This window comes from Corynebacterium halotolerans, assembly GCF_050107895.1.
In the GTDB taxonomy this organism is placed as follows: Bacteria; Actinomycetota; Actinomycetes; order Mycobacteriales; family Mycobacteriaceae; genus Corynebacterium; species Corynebacterium halotolerans_B.
Genome location: NZ_JBNILW010000019.1, coordinates 1 through 18,926, shown reverse-complemented (window position 1 = coordinate 18,926; position 18,926 = coordinate 1). Strand labels below are relative to the sequence as shown.

Below are 18,926 nucleotides of genomic sequence, written 5' to 3'. Positions count from 1 at the left end.
CTTCTTCAGAACGGTGGCCGCCCGATAGTCGGAACAACGGCGGGCGACCGGGGTCTATCACGCATGGTAGCCGCCGCTGGGACGGCACCGGAGAGCTCCACGACGGTGGGGGACGTTGTCTTGCTCACAACCGCAGTGCCACGGGACAGCCGCGGGCCGATCCCGGGCAACGTCAGGGACGCCGCAGCACGAAGGCGTCACAGCGGTAAGGGACGGCCAGCAGCTGGCCGGGCTGGAATCCCAGCCGGTCGTAGAGGTACCAGCGCAGATTGGCGGTCACCTTCTCCCGGACCGCCGCGGAGGACTTCAACCAGTAGGAGCGGGTCTGCGTCAGCAGGTAGAGCTGCTCGGGGGTGAGGTACTGCGTCCACGTCGTGCGCAGGACTTCGTCGATACGCCAGGGGGCGGAAACCCACGGCAGAAAACCCTCCTTGTGGATGTCACCGGCGTGCATGATCCGGCTCAGCCGCAGGATCCACGGTTGGGAGACGTCCAGATTGTTCCAGACCAGCAGGACCGCGCCGCCGGGCCGGACCACGCGGTCGAACTCGGTGCTGGCCCGGTCCACGTCCACCCAGTGCCAGGTCTGGGCGCAGGCGAGGGCGTCGACGGCGGCGTCGGCCAGCGCGGTCGCCTCGGCCGTGGCGCGCCAGACCGGCACGCCCACCCGCTCCCGCAGCACCCGGGCCATGTCGGGGCTCGGGTCGAGCGCGACAAGCTCGTGGCCCGCGTCGCGCAACTGGGCGGTGAGTTTTCCGGTGCCGGCACCGACGTCCGCGATCTGGCGGTGCCCGGCGAGCAGCGTGAGCACCTCGGGCGGATATCCTGGGCGGACGGCGTCGTAGCGGCGGGCACCGGTGTCGAAGGCACGGCCGGCGCGGATGCGTTCGGCTTCGGCCGGAAAGCGCGGGAGATCGCGGCGGGAACGGGGGGAGTAGCTGTTCATCGTGTTAAACCATATCCGGGCTAGAATCAGCAGCCATGCGCATCGCCTCCGACCGACCGGTCTCCAAGCTTCCTGGCCCAGCTGATCGCCGGTGGCTGATCAAGACGGCGCTCTCCCAGCGGCCCTGGACGATCTACTCGGCGATCCTGATGTCCCTGGTGTTCGTGTGCAACGCCACCACCCCGATCCTCATCGGCCGTGCGATCGACGATCTCGACCGGGTGTGGCTGTGGTGCGGACTGCTCGCCGGGATTTTCCTGATCAACGGGGTGGCCGGCTGGTGCGGGCGGTGGTTCCTCAACCGCTCCGCCCTCCTGGTCGGTCATGACCTGCGCATGGCGGTGACCGACCGGATCCAGGATCCGCGCGGGATGGCCGGGCAGAAGCGCACCGCCGGCGGACTGCTGTCCATCGCCAGCGCCGACACCCAGCGGGTGGCCGACGTCGTGATGATGACGGTTTTCCCCGTCGCCGAGATCACCGCCGTGATCTACGTCGGCATCGTGATGCTGGGCATCTCCGTGCCGCTGGGGGTCGCCGTGCTGGTCGGCGGGCCGCTGGTGGTCTGGATCGCGCTGAAGGCCGCAACACCGCTGCGGGAACGCTCCGGCAAACGCCAACGGGCACTCGCCCGGGCCGCCGCGACGGCCACCGACGTCGTGGAGGGACTGCGCATCCTCAAGGGACTGGGCGCGGTGGTCACCGTCCGCAGCCGCTACAAGCGGGTCTCCGACGCCGCCTACGAAAAGACCGTCAACGCCAACGCCGCCGAGGCGCGGCTGAACGCCACCACGGAGGCCACCGGCGCGATCTACGTCATCGGCATCGCCCTGGCGGCCGGTGCCATGGCCCGCACCGGTGCGATGAGCATCGGCGAGCTCATCACCGCGGTCGGGCTGACCCAGTTCATCATCCACCCGATGACCATGCTGGGTAAGAACCTCGCCTCCCGCTGGGCCTCCGCCTCGGCGAGCGCCGGGCGCATCGTCGACGTGCTCACCGCCGCCCCGGCCCGGGCCGAGGAGCTCGACGACGCCGCCGTCGCCGCCCTTCCGGACGGGCTCACCGTCGTGCGCGGGGCGATGCCGGAGGAACTGGAGCTGCTGCCGCGGCACCGCGCCGTGGTGGCCCCGCACGCCGCTGACCTGTTCGACGGCAGCGTGATCGACAACGTCCACCCGGACCGCGGACGGGCCGAGCGGGCGTTGTTCACGGCCTCCTGCGACGACATCCCGGGCGGGGTGGACCGCGAGGTCGGGGAGTCCGGCCGGATGCTCTCCGGCGGGCAACGCCAGCGCGTGGCCCTGGCCCGGGCGATCGCCGCGGATCCCGAGGTGCTGATCCTGCAGGACCCGACCACCGCGGTGGATTCCGTGACCGAACAGGCCATCGCGCAACGCGTGGCCGCGCACCGCACCGGAAAAACCCTGGTCTTCACCAATGCGCCGGCCTGGCTGGCCGTCGCCGACGCCGTGGAGGTGGCGCTATGAGCAACCTGAAAACCGAGGCGGAACTCAGGTTCCCGATCGCCCGGTGGCCGGAGGTCCGCCGGGAGCTGGTCCACCACATCCGTTCCGTGCCTGGGGCCGGCCGGCAGTTCATCCTCGCGGTGGTGCTGCTCGGGCTGGGGGCGGCGGCCAATGTCACCGTGCCGCGCCTGCTCGGCCGCATCATCGACATCGTGGCCGGCAATGCTGATGCGGGACTGGGCAGTGTCGGTGTCGGCCTGGTCATCGCCGCCGCGCTCTCGGCGATGCTGAGTGCCTCCGGCTTCTACCTGCTGGCCCGGCTGTGCGAGCGGTTGATCGCGAACCTGCGTGAAGACATGGTGGGCACGGCGCTCGGTCTGCCGGTCCACCGTGTGGAGGACGCCGGCACCGGCGACCTGGTCAGTCGCTCCACCGACGACGTCGCCGAACTGTCCACCGCAGTGACCGAGACCGTGCCGATCCTGTCCAGCTCGGTGTTCTCCATCGCCGCCACCACGGTGGCCCTGTTCACCATCGACTGGCAGTTCATGCTCATCCCGGTGCTCTGCGCGCCGGTGTACTACTTCGCCGCCAGGCAGTACCTGCGCAAGGCCCCGCAGCGCTATGCCGCCGAACGCAGCTCCATGGCGGAACGGGCCCGGCGCGTGCTCGAGGCCATCCGGGGGCGCGCCACGGTGCGGGCCTTCCGGATGGAGCCGATGATGCACGAACGTATCCGGCACGCTTCCACGGGTGTGGTGGAGAACGGACTGCAGGCCCGGGTGACCATGCTGGTGCTGCAGAACTGGATCACCTTCAGCGAGTTCCTCATGCTGTTCGTTGCGCTGTTGGTCGGTGCCTGGCTGGTCGGGCAGGGAGCCCTGACCGTCGGGGCGGTCACCGCCGCGGCCCTGATGCTGATCCGCGTGCGCGGGCCGTTGATGGGGGTCATGCGGGTGTTGGACACCATCCAGTCCGGCTATGCCTCGCTGGCGAGGATCGTCGGCGTGGTGGTCGACCCGCCGAAACCGGTCCCGGATTCCGGGGCGCCGGCGCGGGCCGGCAACGTGGACATGGACCACGTCAGCTTCAGCTACGGCGACTCCTGGGCGGTGGCGGACGTCAGCCTGCGGATCCGTCCCGGGGAGACCATCGCCCTGGTGGGGGCCTCCGGCGCGGGGAAGACCACCGTCGCCGCTCTGCTGGCCGGCCTGCGGATCCCCGATGAAGGACGGGTCACCATCGACGGGGTGGAGGTCAGTTCCCTGTCCGACACCGACCGGGTGGCGCGGTTGGCGATGATCTCCCAGGATGTCCACGTTTTCTCGGGTACGCTGCGAGAAGATCTCACCCTCGCCAAACCCGGTGCCACTGATGAGGAGCTGTTGGCCGCGCTCGAGCGGGTGCGGGCGGACTGGCTGGCGGATCTGCCCGACGGCCTGGACACCGAGGTCGGGGCACGGGGCGTCGTCCTGGAGCCGATTGCGGCGCAACAGCTGGCGCTGGCTAGAATTCTGCTGTTGGATCCCAAGGTCGTGGTCATGGATGAGGCGACCGCGGAGGCCGGCTCTGCGGGTGCCGGGGCACTCGAGGCCGGGGCGGATGAGGTGACGCGGGGCCGGGCCGCGCTCGTGGTGGCCCACCGTCTGGACCAGGCCGCCCGGGCGGACCAGGTGCTGGTGATGGACGCGGGGAGGATCGTGGAGTCCGGCACCCATGAGGAACTGCTGGCCACCGGCGGCCGCTACCACCGGTTGTGGGCGGCCTGGTCGCAGGGCAGGTAGCGGAACGTGACACCGAGGACGGAAAAGTGCGGATGCGCAGAACGGCGTTGATTCTGGCAGTGCTGGCGGTCCTCCTGCTGTTGAGCGGGATCGTGCTGCAGACCTATGCCAGCGGCGGATCCGAGCACTCGGAGAAGGCCCCGGCCCCGCCGACGGTCACCCTGCCGGAGCGCGTGCCCTCCGACGCCCCGAGCATCGACGGCCCGAACCCCGGGGATTCCGCCACCATCAAGCTGGAGTCCTCGGATAGGCAGCGGGAGTTTGTGCTCTCGGTACCGGAGAACTACCGCGCGGGCGGGCAGTGGCCGGTGCTCTTCGCGTTCCATGGCTGGGGAGAGGGCGCCAACAACACGCGTTCCTACACCGGCTTCGACGCGGCCCGTGCCCTGGTGGTGTACCCGCAGGGTGTGGACAACGCCTGGGAGGGTGCGCCCTACGCCGAGGTGAAGCCGGGGGAGGACCAGCAGTTCGTCTCCGACATCCTGGCTGCGCTGCGCGCGACCTACCGGGTGGATGACTCCCGGGTCTTCGCCGCGGGCTTCTCCAACGGCGGTGGTTTCTCCGCCCTGCTGGGCTGCCGGATGAATGAGGAGTTCGCCGGGGTGGCGTCCGTGGCGGCCGCCTACTACGACACCATCTTCCGCGACTGCGATGACACCCCGATCGCGCTGCTCGACATCCACGGCACCACCGACCCGGTGATCGGCTACTACGGCGGCGTGCGACACGGCGCGGACTACGCCTCCGTGGAACAGGTGGTGGGGGCGGCCGCGGAGCGCAACACCTGCTCCGGACAGGTTCACACGAGCCGGGTCAACGCCTGGGCGCTGCGCCAGGACTGGACCGGCTGCAGCCACCCCTTGACCCACATCCGGATCGGCGGCGGCGGACACGTGTGGCCCGGCGCCCGCGAGGACACCTACGGCTACGTGCCGAAGGACTACGCCAGCCAGGAGATCCTGCGGTTCTTCGGCATTGCAACCGGGTAGCAGCCCCGGCAGGGCACGGGCCAGGCTCCGGCCCTATGCTGTGGTGAAACCGACCTTCCGGAGGAAAGGCCACCGATGCCCAGCCCCGTTCTCTCCCTGCGTCCCTTCACTGACCGCGACCGGGCATTCTTCACCGGCCTGGCCACCGATGAGCGGGTCACCCGTCATATCGGGGACGGCCAGCCGTGGTCTGCAGCCCAGATTTCTCCGCGGGTCACCACGGCGCTGGAAGATGCTTCGGTGTGCCGGGTCGGGGGACGACGGTGGTTCCTGGCCGACGACGGTCAGCAGGCCGTGGGACTGCTGACGGCCACCAGGCGGAAAGCCGGGGTGGAGATCGGCTACTGGGTGACACCGGCACAGTGGGGTCGGGGTATCGCGGGAGCCGTGATCACACAGGCGCAGGAACTGCTTCCGGTGATTTTCCGCTGCTCCGTCCTGCTGGCCGAGGTGGCGCCGGACAACACCACCTCGGCCCGGGCCCTGGTCCGGCGTGGGTTCCGTCTCCTCTCCCGTTCCGGCGGGCACAACTGCTACACCTGGGCCGCTGGGCCGAAGTGATCCGTGGCGGACGAGCCGGAGCCGGATAAGCTGGTCGCCATGACAGCCCAAGTCCTTTCGACCAACCTCGCGCGGCCCCGGCCGGATCCCGGTGGACAGGACCGGGTCAGCGGCATCGACAAGCGTCCGGTCCCGCGCATCGAGGTCTTCGAGCCCGGCCCAGATTACGGGGACGGCCCCGGGGTGGTGGGGGACGTGGTGGGAGACAGCAGGCACCACGGCGGCGCCCAGAAGGCGGTCTATGCCTTCGCCCGGGAGGAACTGGACTACTGGCAGGCCCAACTCGGCCGGGAACTGGGCAACGGCAGCTTCGGCGAGAATCTGACCACCACCGGGATTGATCTGGGCACAGTGCTGATCAATCAACGGGTGCGCGCCGGTACGGCACTGCTGGAGGTCTCGGTCCCGCGGCGGCCGTGCCGCACCTTCGGTGGCTGGCTGGAGGAGCGCGGCTGGATGAAGACCTTCACCAACCGGTATCAGCCCGGCGCCTACTTCCGGGTCATCGAGCCCGGGGTGATCGCGCCCGGGGACCGGCTGGAACTTCTGGCCGCACCCGACCACAACATCGACATGGCCACCGCCTTCCGTGCCAAGATGGGGGACAAAACGGCAGCCCGCCGCGTGGTGGCGGCGGGCTGCCTCCCAGGGCGGTATCACGAGGAACTCGTGAGGATCGCCGGCTGAGGGGGAGAGGTGACTAGATGGCCCCGCTGATCAGCTGGTCCAGGACTCCAGCCTCAAGGCCCTGGAGTTCGTAGTGGTCGTAGCCCTGGCGGACGTCGATGGTGCTGCGGATGAAGCCCTGGGGCACGTAGTGGGCGATCCCGGTTGCGGCGGCGCAGGTGCCGCAGAAGCTCGCAGTGCGGTCATCAGTGCCGGTCAGCCAGTGGAGACGGAAGTTCGGCCGGGTCTGGAGCGGGGAATTGAGCAGGCCGCGGGCTCCGCCGCCCCCGGTCATCAGCGCGCCGCCACCAGAGACCAGGCCGAGATGACGGGAGAGGAAGTGGTAGGTCAGCTGTTCGGCACCGCCGGAATAGCCGCTGAACCAGACGCGGGAACGGTCGACGGGGTAGTTTCCGTAGGCGACGACGTTGATGAGCTCGGCCAGATAGTCACTCTTCGCGGTGCCGTTGCCGGCCCACCAGGTGTGGTCGCCTTCCTCGAAGGAGGGGGTGCGCGCGGAAAGCAGCACCATGTTGTGCCGCTGTGCCACCGGCTGGATCTGAGTCAGTTTTCCGTGCCCGTTGGGGTAGTTCTGGAATTCGCCGGCACCGTCGCCGTGAAGTTGGACGATCAGACCCACGGGGCGGGAGTAGTCGACGTGGTCATCGATCACGTGGTAATTGCCGGACATGCCGTTGCTGGCGGAGAAGGGGGCGTGCAGCTGCGTTGCGGAAGCTGGTTGTGGGGTCATGACGAGGACCGAGAAGATGGTGAGGAGGGCAACGGCGAAAACGCCTGCCTTTCGTATTACCATTTCGTTTCCATTCTGTTATATTTTCGTGACAACTTGCGGGTAGTGTACTTTGCCGCGAGAAACTTGTCGCGTCCAGCTGTCCCGCGGGGTCACCCAGACGTGCGATGGATACAGATTTTCTGGCGAACGTACGTGCTAGACGGAAGTGGGCGGGGGTTCACCGGTGTCCGGGGAGTGGGCTAGCATGTGCCGTAGATCCAGAAGCTCAGCCCGCAGATGCTGCATCTGAAGTCCACAGGCCCTTCGGCCGGCTGGCTGGCAACCGTATGCTCGTTTGATTTCGGTGCCCCCGAGGGAAGATCTGCCCGCCTGTCAACCTGCAGCGCGGGAAACAGCGACAAGCAGAAGGAGCAGCACGATGTCTGACATCTCGTGCACCAGTTACAGTCCCGGCCACAACGTCCACTTCATCCAGGCGCGGCACTGCTGGGAAAACCCCTCCGAGGTGGCGGCGGTGGAGTTGATTGCCATTCACGGACACTGGTTCGACGTCCTGATCGGTGGTCGACGACACCGCGGTTGGAACCACGACGCCGCGCACGTCAGGGAGTTCTTCGCGGCTGGGGTCGGAGAGGGGGCCGGGGGACTCCCGGAATTCCCCGATCCCGCCGAGGCCGCCGCCAGGGGACGGGAGGAGTTCCTGGAACTCCACCACAACGACACCTACCGGGGCCAGATCATCTGGCACAAGGCCGGCGGGGGATCACTGGCCGTCAATCACGGTGACGGAACCAGGGGAAACCTCAGCGTCTGCTGGGGCGAGCCCGAGGAGTGCCATGTCGCTGTCCGGAGATTTGCGGACGGTGTTGTCGTGAGCTGACCCCGCCGGGTGAAGGGGGCCGCGACGGCGGGTCAGCCGGGCTGGCCCGCCGTCAGAAGGGGATGGAGAAGCTGAGGGGGTCGGGGAAGACCATCTCGCCGCCGATCTGGGCGGCGACCAGATTCACCCCGGCCTGCAGCCACTGCAGAATGACCGTGGCGACGCTGGTGGCGAAGAGCAGCACATACTCGGCCAGCGGGGCAGCCACCGCCAACACGCCCAGCCAGAGGTCCCGGACCCACAGGGCGACCAGCAGACCGAATACCGCCACGGAAAGGCTGATGATCCAGGTGTCGCGGGTCTGCTCGAAAGGCCCCAGAAGCAGCTGAACGGCCCAGAAATAGCCGAGCACCACCCAGGCGATGATCCGTAGGGTCTTCCGGGGACGTGTCTGATCGCGCGCCATGAACCTCTTCCTCCCGTGACGGAAACCGTCCCTGAAGTATGGCACCGCCGGGCGGATCAGGCAGTCAGAAACTCCCGCAGTCCGCGTTCCGCCTGGCGGTAGGTCCTGGTCTGCAGCACTTCGCCGGCCTCGAACTTCTCGATCACGCGCGGATCTATGTAGGAGTTCCGGGCGATCGTCGGGGTATTCTGCAGGTGTTCGGCCACCTCGTCCACGGCTGCACGGATCGCCTGCTGGTGGTCCTTCTTCGTGGTCATTGCGGCGGGATCGTGTTTCGCCAGGGCCCGCGCCGCGATCACCGTGGCGTGCCAGGTGCGGAAGTCCTTGGCAGTCATGTCGATGCCGCTGATCTCGCGGAGAAAGTCGTTGACGTCCCCGGAACTCAGGGTGTGCCAGGTGCCGTTACTCCGGTATGCGAGCGCCGTATGGGATTTCGGGCGTTGCAGCAGCGGTGCCATCGCCGCGGCCAGATCAGCGTCCCGGGTCTGGACGCTCGCGTACTGGCCGGACTTTGCCGGAAACTCCAGGTGCAGTGAGTCCCCGACGGGCTCGATGTGGCGGACCAGCATCGTGGTCAGCCCATAGGAGCCGTTCTCGGTCGCATACTCTTCATTGCCCACCCGCACACCCGTGGAGTCCAGCAGCCGGAAGGCAATGGCGCAAGCCTTGTCCGGACCCGTTTCCCCGCTACGCAGCAGATGGGTGACTTTGGGGCGAGCGGAAGGCAGGGCGTCACCGACGTCGAGGATGTGGTCGAACTTCTCGTCCGCCTGCTTCTCTTTCCATTGCGCGTGATAGATGTACTGCTTGCGCCCCGCATCGTCGACGCCGGTGGCCTGGATGTGCCCGTTCGGATACTGGCAGATCCAGACCTCCTGCCAGGCCGGTGGAATGGCCAGGCTCTTCAACCGCTCAACCTCTTCGGCGTCGTCAATCTTCGTGCCATCGGGGAGGTGGTAAGAAAAACCTTTGCCGCGGCGACGCCGGGTGATACCGGGCTTGGCGGTATCGCTGCGGCGGAGTCGAACTCGAGAAGCAGACATGGCTAAAAGCTTATGCGTCTCTGGGCGGTCGTGCCGGAGCTAAGGTTTCACCGGCCCTGGGCAGCAAACACCCCGGGCCGCCACATCGCCAGCTCCGCCGGCAGATCATCATTGTTCGGTATGCGACCCAGTGGAACAAAGCCGTGGCGCTCATAGAGCGAGGCCGACCGCGGAGCGGAGGACTCCAGATAGATGGGGTCATCCCCGGCCCTGGCGATACCGTGACGCAGGAGCGCCGATCCCGCCCCCTTCCCGCGTGCACTGGAGCCGGTGCCGATGGCGTAGAGGTACCAGTGCGCAAACTTTGGATGATAGGCGTCAACCTGCAGTTCCCGCCGTAGGGCACGGGCCGTCGAGGCGCCCAGTAACCGCACCAAGCCGGCAGCCTTCGAGACCCGCTGCGACAGGGGGACAATCGCATCAGGCTTCTCCCAGAGCGCGGCCGCCACGATGCCGGCATCGTCTGATACGGCGAGATCCACGACCCCGGACGACAGATAGAACTTCTCGATCTGCAGCGTGAAAAGCTTACGCAGGAGTTCACTGGAGTTCGGTTGGTTGCCGACGATGCGCCAGAAGGCCGGATCCTGGCGGAAGGCCTCGACGAGGATCTCGGTCACCGGCGCAATGTCCTGTTGTGTTGCCGCTCTGATGGAAATGCTCACCGTGCCCAGGATAGGCGCGACGGGCGGGGTCAGTGTTTTCTGGACTAGGGGATAGCTCTTTCCTAAGATCACCTCACATATCGGGAGGTCCTCACGGGTGGTCATTTCCTCGTGGTTATTGCACCTGATACTGCGTTGCGATCCACCAGATCGTGCCCCAGGGGTCTTGCACGCCGCCGCGCAGATCGTCATCCTCGGTTTTGCGCATAGGTTCCTGGATTATCTTTGCCCCAGCCTCGACCGCCCGTGTGAAGACCGCCACAGCGTCCTCGACGTAGAGATGTATGTGGGTGAGTGCAGCTGTGGTCTCGGTGGCACCGCCGCCGATCATCACGATGCTGTCGTCGATCTTTACTTCGGCGTGCATCAGCGATCCATCAGGCCGTTCGAATCGCCGCTGCACCTCCCCGTCGAATGCGGCCTCAAGGAAAGAAATGAGTCTTTCCGCGTCGCGGCAAATTAAGTACGGGCTCATCGACGGGTAGGAGGCAGGCTTCCAGTTGTCCATGTTGTCAACCTCTCGCTTTCAGGTAGTCAGTCTACTGAGAGTCAGGCCTCGGTCGTCTGAAGGGCTTTTTCCAGCTGCTGCAGTGACGCAGGAAAAAGCGGTTGTTTCCCCTGGCCGGAGGAAATCTCCTCACGGTAGGGGTTCTTCCGTCCTCACGTCCTCATTTTAGCGACTGCGCCCTCCGCGAAAACCCCGCCCGGCCCGGTTGTTGTCTTCCCCAGCGGACAACAATCTTCTTGTGAAGGGAGTGAAGAAGGAAACTGGCTCTTGACACTTAGACCAGGAAGTTCGCGTTGTTCAGGGGATGTTTTCCGCGGCCCTGGGAGCGCCGGATGGGGTGAACCGCTGGTTTAATCTTTTATGGGCCTGTACGTCCGACCATGCGCCCCACCTCCGGGGCGACCGCAGCGTGGGTCGTGTACCCGGAAAACCGTGCCGGCAAAGACCCGGATCTCTGGGGCCCGCAGATGCTCCGGAAGATCCTGCAGCGTTAAAACTCCGGGCCCAGCAGCTTATGCTGGCCACATGATTAGTCGCTTCTTCCTGGCCCTCGGCTGCGCGTATTTGAGCGCGGGTGTGCTGGTGGGGTGTGGGAATAATATCCAGACCGATCTTCGCGGACACACGGCGTTCAGCCTCTCGGAAGCCGGGGATATTTCAGTTCTGGTTCAGCCCTGCGGGCTCCCGATAGATCAAGTCTATGTAGTAGGACCGCTGGAAGACCGCGGTGATTACTCGGAAAACCCGGTGTACCTAAGCCTTACTTCTCAGCAGGGGCACCCAGACTTATTCTCCGTTGATCTTGAGCACGTTGAAGAGGACTGGCAGATTGAATCGCAGTACGAGATTCCTGACGATCCCAATCATCTCTTAATAGCCGGCACCCGCGTTCAAGGTGAGGATGCTGAAGCATCTCAGGTCTCGGCAACTATCGGAGACATTCAACAGCTTCAACCTGGCATGGTGATTATCACGAGCGACAGTAAAGTTGTCCCGATGGACGAGTTCAAGCAGTGCTCCCGTTAAACAAGAGAAGATTGGAGAGCACGACGTGTGTGCGCCTGGACCCTGCCTGGCCAAAAAATAAAAGACCAGAAAGAGAAACCTTCTGGCCTTGATTACCGGTCGGACTGACAGGATTTGAACGAACCCCCGATTCCGGAGAAGTTCAGATCCACTACCAGGGGATATGCAAAACACTTAGCTCTGGATGTGATCCTACACCGGCACGTGCCACATACGTGCCACAGGAAGATTCCGAAGTGTTTACCCCCGTTTCTACCCCTGCTGATTCCCTCTCCGGAGCCCGGCTCTACGTCGTGAGCGTGGAACCCGGATTGAGGGCGTCCGCAGTGCTCGAAACCCGCAACGGTGAGGCCGTGGCGGTGTTCGATTCTGGCGACAGCCGCCCCGTCCGTGTTGTTGACGGTGCCCTCTGGGTTCAGGCACCCGGTTCCTCGGACGAGTGGGAGATTGCTGCCACGCCAGGGATCACCATGACCAAGGATCGCGTACTCGTGTTTGACGAGCAGCGGACACCGGAACTGGACGAGTTCCTCACTGCCGGTGACTACTACGCCGAGGTGTTGGACGAGCTGGACAACGGTTCAAGGGTCGAGGTTTACGCGCGGCTGTAGCAGCGCACTTTCGTGTCCCATGACCGTTTCCGCGTCGTGGGGCGTGATGGTGTTCTGCTTCGCTGATACGCCACGGGAGGAACGTACTCCTCCCACAACCATTAACCACCCCGGCTGTTTAGTCGCACCAGTTCCAGCCACAATACGATTCCCAAACGGTGCCCGGTGACAGTGCTTTCAATGCAATTCAAGCGCTCCAGTAGACCGGTCTGGAGCCACCTACCGAAGTCCGATCAACTTTGACTAGGTGCATAGTGGGAGCCCCGCGTCCGCTCAAGGGACACGGGGCTACTCGCCGTGGGGTGACGACGGAAAGCGGACAAAAGTGGGAAACCGCAGTGGGGGGTCACCAAGCAGGGAGATCTTTGTTCCTTATGTCCTTGCCCAGGGTTACCACCCTCCACCGTGGGGCAGGGAGGGACTCCGAAGCAAAGAGTCACAGTGACGAATCGGGGGAGGTGCAATGGCTCTGATACCGAGGAGGTAGGAAAGGTTCCCAACTCCCAAGACCCGGAAGCGGAAGAGCCAGGAGTTCGCTAACTTCCTCCGGGAAGAGGTCTACACCTACACCAAGCCGGTACACATCGACGCATACGACGCTCTGGAGAGCGCTAAGAGCGTTGATCTCCCTGTACGAGAAGAGGATGCGAACGACCAGACCATCCCCTTCGATTTCGAGGGGCAGAACGTCCGCACCGTCACTATCGACAATGAGATTTGGTTCGTCCTCGCAGATGTGTGCAAGGTTCTGGGACTGCGAACCGATAACGTAAAACCCAGGATGAACAGCGACGATGTGGATACCCACTATATGGCAGGGGGTATTGGCAACCCGAACAAGACTGTCGTCAACGAGTCCGGTCTCTACGATGTGATCCTGGACAGCCGCAAGCCGCAGGCAAAGAGGTTCCGTCGCTGGGTCACCTCCGAGGTGATCCCGACCATCCGCAAGCACGGCGGATACCTGACCGAGCAGAAGCTGGAAGAGGTTCTGTTTGATCCTGATCTTCTGATTAACCTGGCCCAGAACCTGAAGGATGAACAGACCAAGCGGAAGCAGCTGGAGCAGCAGCGAGAGTTGGACGCTCCGAAGGTTCGCATGGCAGAAGCTGTGGAGGCTTCAGAAGACTTCATCACCCTGACTCGTATGTCCCAGATCCTGAATGGTCTGGGAGTAGACATGAATACGGCAGAGGTTGCAGCGGCTCACGAAAGGGCCTCGCTCTGCTCGGGCTGCTCTGTTCGTTCGCCTGCCCCTTGCCGTTGCTCCGGAGATCCGAAGTTCCGGGAGGGGGTGAGGGACTTCCTCCTCCGGATCACCGGCTACGGTGGCAGGCTCACGGCCCGCGCCACCCTCCTGTGTACGGGTTAGAAGTCGATGAATCGAAGGAGCCACCCCCAGTAAGGGGTATTTACCAGTGAGCCATGACACAAAAGAAGGGGGTGATGTAACAAAAGTGGACATGTTACACGTATCTAGTATATGAGAGGCGAACGAAGAGAGCCTCGAACGGCTCACTCCGTTCTCACTAAGAGGCCGGCCCCAAGCCGGCCTACTGAGTTATTGAGTAGGCGGGCACCAAGCCCGCCACTGAGTGAAGGTTGTTCGTGACCTCACCAGTTCGGTCACTCACTACAGGGCAGTCCTAGAACTCGATCCCCGAAGAGGGATCGGGTGTCTAGTTCTGTCCTTAACAGGATTCAACCTCCGAAGAAAGGAGGTCTCCCTTGTGGGAGACATCCGACCGGAGGCAGAGACTGCCACAGAACTGGAACGTTCTGAGGCTCTCGATCCTCCGAAGAGACAGCTGGCGTTGCCAGATGAAGCTAACCGGTTGCCTCGGGGTAGTGAGCCCGACGTACGAGGAGACCCCTCCAGGTCTCCCACGACAGACCGACTACCACCGGTTGCAGATCCCGGAGCACTCCAAGCTCCGGTTGATCTCCTGGTGGTGGTCCAAGCTTTACCAAGGAGCATGAGCTACTGAGCTGGAACAGGCCAGCAGAGCGCATCTAGGTTTAACATCCTCGATCTAGGTGCGTTGTGCGGTCTGCTCTGGCAGACCTCTCCAGGGTGGTTCCTGGTACTGCCACGCGCTCACCACGCGGGGCAGGGGTTAACGGAAAGTGGTCTCATGAGACAGCGATACGGCAACCCCGGATCTGCTGATCCTCCTCCTTGTGCTGAAGTCCTCCCGGTCGAGTCCAAAAGACTTGGCTGGGAGGGCTTTTCATTTGCCTATCACATATAACGCCATACTCATAAGGATTGACTATGACCATGCACAACCACGAGCCGGAGCGGTACGACAGCGGCAAGCTCAAAGCCAGCCAGCAGCAGGCAACCCGCGCTTACCGGCGACGGCAGGCCCGCCTCCGGGACTGGAGCGACGAACTAGCCGGCCTCCTCGGAATCACCCGGGAGGAGCTTACTGCTACGCCGGCTGCTGATCTCGTTGCCACCATCCTCCGGGATCAGCCGGATCCCTGAACCAATGACCCTATCGAGACACATCAATCATCACCCCGGAGCAGAAAGTTGCCGGGGTTTCACATTCCAGAAGGAGAACACACCATGAACGAATTTGACCGCAGCGTTACCGAGACCCTCACCGCCGCTGACCCCACTCTCACGATCAAGCGAGAAGATGCCGGTGGACGATTCACCGTGTACGCCTACGGCGACCGAGAGGCTGTCCGAGTCGAGGGAGCAGACACGCTGAGCCTTGCAGGCATCCGACAGCTGGCAGCGGATCTGGTGGATGCCGTCGATCACGCCGAGAACTACCAGCTGACCTAACCACCGCCGAAGCACAGCCCCGACATTGGCCGGGGCTTTTTTCATGCCCGCACTAAGGAGAGACCGTGACCATCAAGCAAGATCTCGCAGATCTCAAAGACATGAGAAGCAGGATCACCCCCTGGTCCCAGCGTCCCGGCTGGGTCGCCAAGGTTCGCCGGGAGGTAGAACACGACCGCATCAAGCAGCTGGACCGAGAGAACAAGCTGCCCCAGGAGCCGGCTACGCCGGAACAGCTCCAGCAGTTCACCCGGCACCTGAAAGACGTACTCACTGAGCAGGGTGAGCAGAAACCGCCGCTGCGGGTTCAGACCATGCTGGGCACCTACGGGGCGAAAGCCTGTCCCGACTGCCTGGAGGTACTAAGCCGGGAGACCGGGTTCTACTCCGGGGATTCCTACTGCAAGGAGTGCGTTGCCAAGCGCGGTGCCGAGTACCGGGAGGCCAACCGGGAAGAGATCCTCCAGCGTCGCCGGGAGGCGTACGCCGAAGATCCCGAGAAGCACCGGGAGCGGTCCCGGGCCTGGGCAGCTGAGCACCCCGAGTATGTCCAGGAGTACCACCGCGATCACAGAGAGCGCCGGCCTCTGGTGAAGAAGTTGTACGCCGGCTATCAACGAGCGATCAAGGCCGGCAACCCGGCTGAGTCCATCACCACCGAGGAGATCCTGAGCTACTGGGAATCGGTGGGCATCGACAGCACCCGGTGCTACTTCACCGGAGAGGAGCTGAACAGTTCCACCATCAGCATCGACCACGGCACCCCGATCAGCCGGGGAGGTGGTCACGTCCTGGACAACCTGTTTCCTTGCACGGTGGCAGCGAACCTGGACAAGAGCACCCGCACGGTTGCCGAGTACAAGGAGGAAGAATGAGCGTAGAAGAAGCTGACCACCAGATCCGGCGATTAACCGAGGGTCGGCTGTTGTGTGCCGGGTGTCTGACAGAGCGCCCGGTCTGGCAGTTCCGGAGGATCTCGCTCCAGGGGCCGGCAGTGCCCCGGCACTGGTCCAGGGAATGCTTCGCCTGCGAGAGTCTGGAGGCCCGAGGGCTCCGGGAGGGTACCGAGGAGACTGCTCCGGTCGATTCCTGGTCTGAGCTGATCGGGGCAACGCCGCCGAAGAGCGGGAGCCTGCGAGGCTTTCCCAGCGCTGTATCCCGTGCTCGCCGTGCTGCCCGCCGAGCCGGTGTCCCGGTACACCGCATCACTGCCCAGGAGATCCGGGAGCACTGGGGCAACCGCCCCGAAGTCATCGGGGTGGATCTCGTTGATCCGGCCCGGGGTTTCTGTCTGGACAACCTGGAACCCATCACCGCAGAGCAGCTAGGCCCAGAAGAGTACGAGTGCCAAACACCACAGTTGGCGGGGGTGACGTAAAGGGTAATGCAGCTTCATCACGAGAAGTCAACCCAAACACGGTGCAACTCGATGAACAGCACCATCACCAACCATCCGGGGTAGATGCACACCACCATCCATCATGCAACAGGGATCGTGTTCGCTCCACCCCCGTCCAATTCTGGGGAATTTAGCCCTGAGCGGGCGCGATACCCACCCCCACCGAGAGGGGCTCGGAAACGCCGAGGCCCACAACACCAGCAAGGAGATCAACCATGACCAATCACACGCCGCTTAACGGTCGTCAGGTGACCAACGCAGTCAGTCGGGCACTCAGCGGGCAATCTGCCCAGCACCGCCCCTCTGCTGCTGGAGCCCTGAGTGCTGCCCTGGCAGGAGAGGCCGGCAGCACCGAACAGGTTCAGCGCCCCGCTCCCGACGGGACCAACGGGGCCACCAAGTCCTTTCCCCGAGGGGCAACCGCAACCGATCCATCGCAAGGAGCGGGAGGGCCGGCCCGTAAACGCCGGAACCGAGATCCGCTGTTGGAACAGATCATGGGGCTCCGGAGCATGAACAGCCGCTCCCGGTTCTAAGCCCCCTTTCCACTCACCGAGAGCCGGCCCATCAGCCGGCCTCATTTCATTCACCAGCCCGGACCCAGCAACCCGGTCCTCACAGAGGTTCCGGTCCTAGGGGTACCGGGCACTACTTATTCCAGGAGGAATACACCATGAACTTCGATGCCCACTTCACCATCGACCTGATCCGTAACCTGTCCGGCGACCACCCGGAGGAGGTTGTCACGTTGCTGGAGGCGTACGAGCAGCTGCTCAGCTTCGATCACCAGCCGCCGAGCCTTGCCAATCTCTCCAACCCGGAGCACACCCACCGGGTGATGGAAGAGCTTGTTCGCTTCAACGCCACCACCGGGGAAGCTACCGCCAAGGCCAAGGAGACCGGGGCTAACAGCATCCGGGGGAAGCTGACCCACGCTGTCAGGAACAACCTGGACCACTACCTCGGGTTCCAGCGCACCGTGTTCGAGCAGGCTGCTAAGAAGTACACCGCCGCAGTCGCCAAGCTGCCGGACGAGTTCACCAACGAGGACGTACTGAACTTCACCCCGACCGAGTTCAAGGCGCTCCAGGATGTGCGAGCAGCTGTGTTTGATCTCAAGGATTCCCGGGGCTGGAGCGTGAACCTGCCCAACCTGATCCAGGGAATCCGGTACGACTCCAAGACCTGGAACCTGAACCACCTGATCCTGGCATCCAGCGATGCCCAGTCATGGAACGCGGTCCAGTACACCCCGGACTTCAAGGAGGCCGATGCAGCGTTTGTGTCTATCGCTCCGGAGATTCGGTACGCCCTGGAGCACGGCGCTGAGTTCGAGCTGTCCACCCCGGAAGAAGCAACCCAGCGTAACCGGGAGGCATCCACCTCCTGGGTCCAGTAGCCCCTGCACTGGGAGGGGTTGCCGGGCAGAGGAGGTTCTCGGGGTAGCCCTGCGGGGTGGCAGGGCGCTCTGTGTGTCCTCCTGAGGGCTTGGGAACGCTTGCCCACCCTCTGCTCCAGGTGGTCCCTGCTAGGCCGGCACAGGGCCACTGGAGGCCGCTGAACACCCTCTGGTGAGGGTGGGATTTGACTTTCCTGCGAGTGTGTGCATCCCAGGGGGTATGCCCCCGCCCCGACCCGTGAGACCGGAGGTGACTGCGTACTCCAGGGTGCATGCGATTAGTTTTGCCCATTTTTCAATAAAACCAAGAAGAGGAACCAATCAATGACCAATCTAGAGAGTGTCCCCGACATCACCCCGGACACGATTCCAGCATCGCCCGAAGATCTCGGAGATGCCGGCCTGGAGCTATGGACGCGGATTAACACGACGTTCGACTTCGCAGACGAGCCCGGCAAGCTGGCGATCCTGGAGCAGGCAGCTCGCACCGTGGACCAGATCGAGGCACTGGAGGAAGCCAAGAAAGATGCACCCCTGACTGCCAAGGGCAGCATGGGGCAGGCAGTTATTCACCCGTTCATCCAGGAGCTGAGACAGCAGCGGGGTTCCCTGAACAGCCTCATGAAGTCGCTGGGGCTTCCCGAGTCTGACGAGGAGACGGCGGCAAAGGCGGAGCGCCGTTCCAAGGCAGGTAAGGCTGGTGCTGCCGGACGGTGGGGTCGGCAGTGACCGTTCGACGCACCCGCAAGGTTCCCACCAGTCCGGAGAGGATTGCAGCCGCTGTTCCGGCTGTAGCCCTGGAGATGTTCCCGCCGGAGGATTACCGGTCCTACTTCGGGGCATTGACCGAGGAGGTGGAGGAGATCACCGGGCAGCATGACCACGGGATAACGGGCTCTTCCGGTTTCGGAGTGCGTAGCGGGGTGAAGGAGGCCACGGCAGGTTCAGCGGGTCACCACAACATATAGGGGTCCCCGGTGTGAAGATGAAAGTTCCTACACAACCATCTGCACACACCAG

At 64.1% G+C, this 18,926-nt stretch carries 22 protein-coding genes; 16 read left to right on the top strand and 6 right to left on the bottom strand.

The annotated features are described in order from the left end of the window. Positions 1-172: 172 nt before the first annotated feature. Complete coding sequence (locus ACQCVD_RS14285) at positions 173-946, bottom strand: class I SAM-dependent methyltransferase (protein WP_426824451.1); 774 nt, start codon at positions 944-946, stop codon at positions 173-175. Positions 947-981: 35 nt separating this feature from the next. Here ACQCVD_RS14285 and ACQCVD_RS14280 point away from each other — a divergent pair, with 35 nt between their 5' ends. From ACQCVD_RS14280 to ACQCVD_RS14260, 5 genes are all read left to right on the top strand, one after another. Beyond that, positions 982-2,436: an ABC transporter transmembrane domain-containing protein gene (locus ACQCVD_RS14280; RefSeq protein ID WP_426824450.1), complete on the top strand. Its 1,455-nt coding sequence runs from the start codon at positions 982-984 to the stop codon at positions 2,434-2,436. Further along, a complete protein-coding gene (locus ACQCVD_RS14275) occupies positions 2,433-4,199 on the top strand; it encodes an ABC transporter ATP-binding protein (RefSeq protein WP_426824449.1) in 1,767 nt (588 codons plus the stop codon). Before ACQCVD_RS14280 ends, ACQCVD_RS14275 begins: the two co-directional genes overlap by 4 nt. A 32-nt stretch (positions 4,200-4,231) precedes the next feature. Continuing rightward, the gene (locus ACQCVD_RS14270; protein WP_426824471.1) at positions 4,232-5,188 is read left to right on the top strand and encodes an alpha/beta hydrolase family esterase; all 957 of its coding nucleotides are present in this window, start codon (positions 4,232-4,234) and stop codon (positions 5,186-5,188) included. 75 nt (positions 5,189-5,263) lie between these two features. Further along, positions 5,264-5,749, top strand: a complete 486-nt coding sequence (locus tag ACQCVD_RS14265) for a GNAT family N-acetyltransferase (RefSeq protein WP_426824448.1) — start codon at positions 5,264-5,266, stop codon at positions 5,747-5,749. A gap of 39 nt (positions 5,750-5,788) precedes the next feature. After that, on the top strand, positions 5,789-6,436 hold the full coding sequence (locus tag ACQCVD_RS14260) for an MOSC domain-containing protein (protein WP_426824447.1): 648 nt from the start codon (positions 5,789-5,791) through the stop codon (positions 6,434-6,436). A gap of 13 nt (positions 6,437-6,449) precedes the next feature. Here the strand turns inward: ACQCVD_RS14260 and ACQCVD_RS14255 are convergent, their stop codons facing one another. Beyond that, positions 6,450-7,229, bottom strand: coding sequence for a hypothetical protein (locus ACQCVD_RS14255; protein ID WP_426824446.1), 780 nt, complete (start codon positions 7,227-7,229; stop codon positions 6,450-6,452). Positions 7,230-7,587: 358 nt separating this feature from the next. On the opposite strand from ACQCVD_RS14255, the gene ACQCVD_RS14250 reads away from it, so the two are divergent. Beyond that, the gene (locus ACQCVD_RS14250; RefSeq protein WP_426824445.1) at positions 7,588-8,049 is read left to right on the top strand and encodes a hypothetical protein; all 462 of its coding nucleotides are present in this window, start codon (positions 7,588-7,590) and stop codon (positions 8,047-8,049) included. Positions 8,050-8,101: 52 nt separating this feature from the next. On the opposite strand, the gene ACQCVD_RS14245 is transcribed toward ACQCVD_RS14250, so the two are convergent. The 4 genes from ACQCVD_RS14245 to ACQCVD_RS14230 all read right to left on the bottom strand — a co-directional run bounded on the left by ACQCVD_RS14245 (position 8,102) and on the right by ACQCVD_RS14230 (position 10,671). Further along, complete coding sequence (locus ACQCVD_RS14245) at positions 8,102-8,455, bottom strand: hypothetical protein (RefSeq protein ID WP_426824444.1); 354 nt, start codon at positions 8,453-8,455, stop codon at positions 8,102-8,104. Between the two features lie 56 nt (positions 8,456-8,511). Then, complete coding sequence (locus ACQCVD_RS14240) at positions 8,512-9,498, bottom strand: DNA topoisomerase IB (protein WP_426824443.1); 987 nt, start codon at positions 9,496-9,498, stop codon at positions 8,512-8,514. A 47-nt stretch (positions 9,499-9,545) separates the two neighbouring features. Beyond that, on the bottom strand, positions 9,546-10,163 hold the full coding sequence (locus ACQCVD_RS14235) for a GNAT family N-acetyltransferase (protein ID WP_426824442.1): 618 nt from the start codon (positions 10,161-10,163) through the stop codon (positions 9,546-9,548). Between the two features lie 115 nt (positions 10,164-10,278). Beyond that, on the bottom strand, positions 10,279-10,671 hold the full coding sequence (locus ACQCVD_RS14230) for a VOC family protein (RefSeq protein WP_426824441.1): 393 nt from the start codon (positions 10,669-10,671) through the stop codon (positions 10,279-10,281). Positions 10,672-11,196: 525 nt separating this feature from the next. Here ACQCVD_RS14230 and ACQCVD_RS14225 point away from each other — a divergent pair. From ACQCVD_RS14225 to ACQCVD_RS14180, 10 genes are all read left to right on the top strand, one after another. Then, a complete protein-coding gene (locus tag ACQCVD_RS14225; protein ID WP_426824440.1) occupies positions 11,197-11,697 on the top strand; it encodes a hypothetical protein in 501 nt (166 codons plus the stop codon). 236 nt (positions 11,698-11,933) lie between these two features. After that, positions 11,934-12,308 carry a hypothetical protein gene (locus ACQCVD_RS14220; protein WP_426824439.1) on the top strand — a complete coding sequence of 125 codons (375 nt, stop codon included), beginning with the start codon at positions 11,934-11,936 and terminating at the stop codon, positions 12,306-12,308. Positions 12,309-12,891: 583 nt separating this feature from the next. Then, positions 12,892-13,680: a BRO-N domain-containing protein gene (locus tag ACQCVD_RS14215; RefSeq protein ID WP_426824470.1), complete on the top strand. Its 789-nt coding sequence runs from the start codon at positions 12,892-12,894 to the stop codon at positions 13,678-13,680. A gap of 903 nt (positions 13,681-14,583) precedes the next feature. Continuing rightward, entirely contained in the window at positions 14,584-14,799 is a 216-nt protein-coding gene (locus tag ACQCVD_RS14210) for a hypothetical protein (protein ID WP_426824438.1), read from the top strand. 84 nt (positions 14,800-14,883) lie between these two features. After that, on the top strand, positions 14,884-15,108 hold the full coding sequence (locus tag ACQCVD_RS14205; RefSeq protein ID WP_426824437.1) for a hypothetical protein: 225 nt from the start codon (positions 14,884-14,886) through the stop codon (positions 15,106-15,108). Between the two features lie 65 nt (positions 15,109-15,173). Beyond that, positions 15,174-15,983: a hypothetical protein gene (locus ACQCVD_RS14200; protein ID WP_426824436.1), complete on the top strand. Its 810-nt coding sequence runs from the start codon at positions 15,174-15,176 to the stop codon at positions 15,981-15,983. Beyond that, a complete protein-coding gene (locus tag ACQCVD_RS14195) occupies positions 15,980-16,486 on the top strand; it encodes a hypothetical protein (RefSeq protein ID WP_426824435.1) in 507 nt (168 codons plus the stop codon). Before ACQCVD_RS14200 ends, ACQCVD_RS14195 begins: the two co-directional genes overlap by 4 nt. A 694-nt stretch (positions 16,487-17,180) precedes the next feature. Continuing rightward, a complete protein-coding gene (locus ACQCVD_RS14190) occupies positions 17,181-17,906 on the top strand; it encodes a hypothetical protein (protein ID WP_426824434.1) in 726 nt (241 codons plus the stop codon). A gap of 324 nt (positions 17,907-18,230) precedes the next feature. Then, positions 18,231-18,635 carry a hypothetical protein gene (locus tag ACQCVD_RS14185; protein ID WP_426824433.1) on the top strand — a complete coding sequence of 135 codons (405 nt, stop codon included), beginning with the start codon at positions 18,231-18,233 and terminating at the stop codon, positions 18,633-18,635. After that, positions 18,632-18,874, top strand: a complete 243-nt coding sequence (locus tag ACQCVD_RS14180; RefSeq protein WP_426824432.1) for a hypothetical protein — start codon at positions 18,632-18,634, stop codon at positions 18,872-18,874. The genes ACQCVD_RS14185 and ACQCVD_RS14180 overlap by 4 nt, the downstream gene beginning before the upstream one ends. Positions 18,875-18,926: the final 52 nt, after the last annotated feature.